Raw genomic sequence first — 4,472 nt, 5'->3', positions numbered from 1 at the left:
GCGCCACCAGAGCCCGCAGATCAGCGGCGGTCCGAGCGCCGCCCCCAGGCCGCCCCAGGCGAACAGGACGAGCCAGAAGACGAGGTCGCGGGCGGCCGCCGCGAGCAGCAAGGCGGCGGCGGCCGAGAGCAGGAGCGCGCGGCGGGAGAGCGCCAGGCTTTCCCCGGCGCTGCCGCCCTTGCCGCGGCCGAGGACGCGCTCGCCGATGTCGCGCGCCACCGTGGAGGCGACGACCAGCAGTTGCGAGTCGGCCGTCGACAGGATCGCCGCGAAGACGCCCCCCACGAGCAGGCCGTACAGGACCGGTCCGAACAGGTCGGAGGCGAGAACGAGGTAGACCGTCTCCCGATCGCCGCCCGGCAAGGCGCCGGCGTCGCCGAGAAGCGCGCGCCCCGCCATGCCGGAGGCGACCGCCCCGGCGCCGAGCAGCACGTTGAACACGGTGCCCCAGACGGCCGAGATCTTGAGGTTCCGGGGGTCGTCGACCGAGATGTACCGCACCAGGATGTGCGGCTGGCCCGGCGATCCGAGGCCGATGCCGAGAAAGCCGATGAGCGCCCCCGCCGAGATCGCCAGCGGATCGGGCAGACCGGGGTCGAGCGCCGCGAGCTTGTCCAGCAGCGCCTGCGGCCCGCCCAGGCGGGCGACCGCCGCCGCCGGCAGCGCGATCAGTCCGAACAGCATGATCACGGCGCGGACGACGTCGTTCCAGGCGACGGCGACGTAGCCGCCGAGCAGCATGTAGGCGAGGATCAGCAGGAGCGAGAGGACCAGCGCCGCGAACGGCGGGATGCCCAGCGCGGCCGTCAGCGTCTTCGCGCCGCCGGTGAGCTGCGCGGCCACGTAGGCGGTGAGGAACACCACCGTGATCGCCGCGCCGGTCAGGCGCACCGCCGACCCTCCGCCGTCGAAGCGCGCGGAGAACCAGTCGAACAGCGTGATCGCGTCGGTGCGCTGCGCCTCTTCCCGGAGGGGGCGGCCGATCAGCAGGAACTGCAGCGCCTCGACCGCGGTGTAGCCGGCGATCGCCCAGATGGCGCTCGCGCCGCGGGCGAACGCCATGCCGGTGACGCCGAGGACGAGCCAGGAGGACCGGCCGGAGGAAACGGCCGACAGCGCGACGACGACGCGGTTCATCGCCCGCCCGCCGACGAAGAAATCGCTCTCCGAGCGGGTCCGGTGCCGGGCGAACAGGCCCACCAGCACCGGCGCCAGCAGCGTCGCGGCAAAGGCCGCGAAGGCGAGCGGGTGCGCGAGTTCGGCCCACGGGTTCATGGCCGCAGAGTCTAGCGCGGCGGCGGGGCCGGCGTCCCTCGGGCCGTCCTATAATCGAACCGCTCGGCCCCCGTCCGCAGGGCGGAGGAGCCGCCCGTTCGAGTCGATGCCGCCGGCCGCGACAGGAAAACGCTCGGTGGCGGTCCTCGCCGCGATCCTGCTCGGCGCCTGCGTCCCCGCGCCCCGCGACAAGGTCGTGGTGCTGGGCTTCGACGGGCTCGACCCCGTCGCGCTCGAGACGCTGATGGGGGAGGGGAGGCTGCCGCACTTCGCCAAAGCGGCCCGCGAGGGAACGTTCACCCGGCTGCGCAGCATGATGCCGATGTGGAGTCCGGTCATCTGGACCACGATCGCCACGGGCCGGAGGCCGGACGAGCACGGCATCATCGAGTTTTCCGTGTTCGATACGGAGCGCGGCAAGCGCGTGCCGAGCATGAGCTTGATGCGGCGCGTGCGCGCCCTGTGGAACATCGCGTCCGACGCCGGCCGGACCGTCGACGTCGTCGGCTGGTGGGCGACCTGGCCGGCGGAACGGGTCAACGGAGCGATCGTCTCCGACCACTTCAACTACCACTTCACGTTCCGCCAGGGTCTCGAGGGGGAAGACTCGACGCAGGGAAAGACCTATCCGCCCGAGCTGCTCGACGAACTCGCTCCGCTGGTGGTGACGCCGGACGACATCGGGTACGAGCAGGCCCGGCCGTTCATCGACGTGCCGCGAGAGGAGTTCGATCGGCCGTTCGATTTCGACTTCGACGACCGGGTCGCGCACTTCCGCTGGGCGCTGGCAGCGGCGCGGACGAACGAGCGGATCGGGCTGCACCTGCTGCGCCGCGATCGCGCCGACCTGACGATGGTCTACATCGAGGGAACGGACACGGTCGGCCACCTCTTCGGGCACCTGTTCAAGGCGCCCGAGCTGGGCGGTCCGCTGGCGGAGCAGCAGCGGCACTTCGGCCACGCCGTGGAGCGCATGTACGAATACGCCGACGAGATCCTGGGGCGCTTCCTCGACGAGATCGACGACCGGACGACCCTGGTGGTGCTCTCCGACCACGGATTCCGTTTGGGCGAGCTTCCCGCCGATCCCAGGGCGGCGCTCACGATGGGGCGCACGGGCGCCAACATCCACCGGAAGGAGGGCGTCCTGATCCTCTACGGGAACCGCGTTCGCGCCGGTGCGGTGCCGCAGGAACGCCCGACCGTCTTCGACGTGGCCCCGACCGTGCTGGCGCTGCTCGGCCTGCCGGCGTCCCGGGAGATGCCGGGGCGCGTGCTGACCGATCTGGTCGAACTCGACCCGCCGCCGCGGATCGCGACCTACGAAACGGAGCCGCTCGAATCGGCGCCGCTCCAGGCGGACGCGGCGGTCGACGAGCGGATCATGCAGCGCCTCGAAAGCCTGGGTTACGTCGGCGGCGAGCTGAAGCCCTCCCCGCGAAAGGCGCGGGTGACGGCCGCGGTGTTGTACGAGATCGGGCGCAAGAAGGAGGCGCTCGAGGCGTACCAGCGGCTCGCCGCCGAGAACCCGGACGACCCCGACATCCTGGTGGCCCTGGGCGGACTGCTGGGGGAGATGGGCCGGTGGGACGAGGCGGAAGAGCACCTGGAGCGGGCGCGCCGGCTCGACCCGATCCATCCCGGCGCCCTGCACAACCTCGCCGTGCTGGCCGAGCGGCGCGGCGACCTCCGGCGCGCGCTCGAGCTGTACGGCGAGGTGATGCGCTACTACCCCGATTACGAACCGACGAGGACGGCGCTCGAGCGGCTCCTCGGACCGGAGGGGATGCAAGAGGCGGCGCAAGCGGGCGAAGACCGGCGGCTTTGGGATCTGCTGAACGAGGCGCAGCTCCTCGCGCGCCGGGGCCTGTTCGACGAAGCGCTGGACCGACTGGACCGGGCGCAGGCCCTCGCGCCGGACGAGCCGGCCGTCTACCAGTACCGGGCGAACGTCTTCGTCCTGACCGGGCAGCGCGACCGCGCGGTGGCGGAGCTCCGAAAGGGCCTGGAGCTGGAGCCGGACAACGCGCTGTTCCGCGAGAACCTCCGCCGGCTCGGCGTCGAACTCCCGGTTCCCGGCCGCCGGTGAAGCCGGCTTTTGCCCTTCTTTTGCTTTCGCCGGGGCTTTCCGGTCGCGAACTGGGGGACACCTGCGTAACATGAATTCGCCGGCGGGAGACCGTCGCCCCAGCCGCACGGCCGCGAGGCGGCCGGGGGGTGCGAATGGGAGCCGGGCTTTCCCCGAGCCGGGTCGTCACGCCCGTTCGCCTGACGGCGTTCGCCACGGTCGCGGCGTGCTGCCTTTCCGCCACCGCCCAGATGGAGCCCCGCCCCGTGGGGCCGATCCGGCGGGCGAGCGAGTCGGAGCCAGCTCACGACGCGCGGGTCGCGGTGTCGAACCGGGGGACGTTCGTCATCACCTGGACCACCGACGCCGACCCGCAGAACCTGTTCGTCCGGCGGTTCGATCGCGCCGGCAACCCGATCGGTCCCGCGATCCCCGCCAACGGATCGACGCCGAAGGCGGACGACCCCCGGATCGCCACCGACGACCTCGGCCGCTTCGTACTGGTGTGGTCGGGCTGGGAGCAGGGAGTCGGGACGCGCCTGTTCGAGCGGTTGTTCGACTTCGACGGAACGCCGCTGACCCAGCCGGCCTGGATCAACACCGAGCTCCCCGACGACCGAGACGTGGCGATGGATTGGGCGGGGAACTACGTCGTGGTGTGGGAACAGGCCAGCCCCGTTTGTGCCTTCGACGCCATGGGTCAGCTCTTCGACCCGCGCGGCGCCCCGAAGACCCCGCCGTTCCTGATCGCCAACCCGACTCACGGTTACATCTCGGCCGCGTTCGATCGCGGCGGTGACTTCGTCACCGGATTCGAGGTCCACTTCGTCGGTTCTTCGTCCAGCTCCGCGAGCACGCAATACATCTACCCGTACGTCTACGCGCGCCGCTTCGATTCGGCGGGGAATCCGAAGAACGATCAGGTCTTCGTCGGCTACAGTTACGGCCGGTGGTTCTATGCCCACCCGAAGGTCGGGAGCGACGCCGCCGGCAACTACGTCGTCGCCTGGCGCAGCGGGTGGAGCCATCTCGATCACCCGATCAGCACCAAGCTGTTCGACCGCTTCGACAACGTGACGCGCGACGAGCGGGAGGTCGACCCCGAGCGGGGGAATTCCGGTTTCTCGCT

At 71.2% G+C, this 4,472-nt stretch carries 3 protein-coding genes; 2 read left to right on the top strand and 1 reads right to left on the bottom strand.

What is annotated here, in order from left to right; genetic code table 11:
- Positions 1-1,062 (bottom strand): sodium/proline symporter (locus D6718_03505; protein ID RMG47503.1); only part of this gene is annotated, 1,062 nt, incomplete at its 3' end.
- Here D6718_03505 and D6718_03500 point away from each other — a divergent pair.
- Positions 1,061-3,364: a hypothetical protein gene (locus D6718_03500; protein RMG47502.1), complete on the top strand. Its 2,304-nt coding sequence runs from the start codon at positions 1,061-1,063 to the stop codon at positions 3,362-3,364. The genes D6718_03505 and D6718_03500 overlap by 2 nt on opposite strands.
- A 134-nt stretch (positions 3,365-3,498) precedes the next feature.
- Positions 3,499-4,472: hypothetical protein (locus D6718_03495; protein RMG47501.1), on the top strand; the 974-nt coding region annotated here is incomplete at its 3' end.

The organism is Acidobacteriota bacterium (assembly GCA_003696075.1).
Lineage (GTDB): Bacteria > Acidobacteriota > Polarisedimenticolia > J045 > J045 > J045.
Note: the sequence above shows the minus strand (reverse complement) of the source record. Positions and strands in the feature narration are given on the sequence as shown.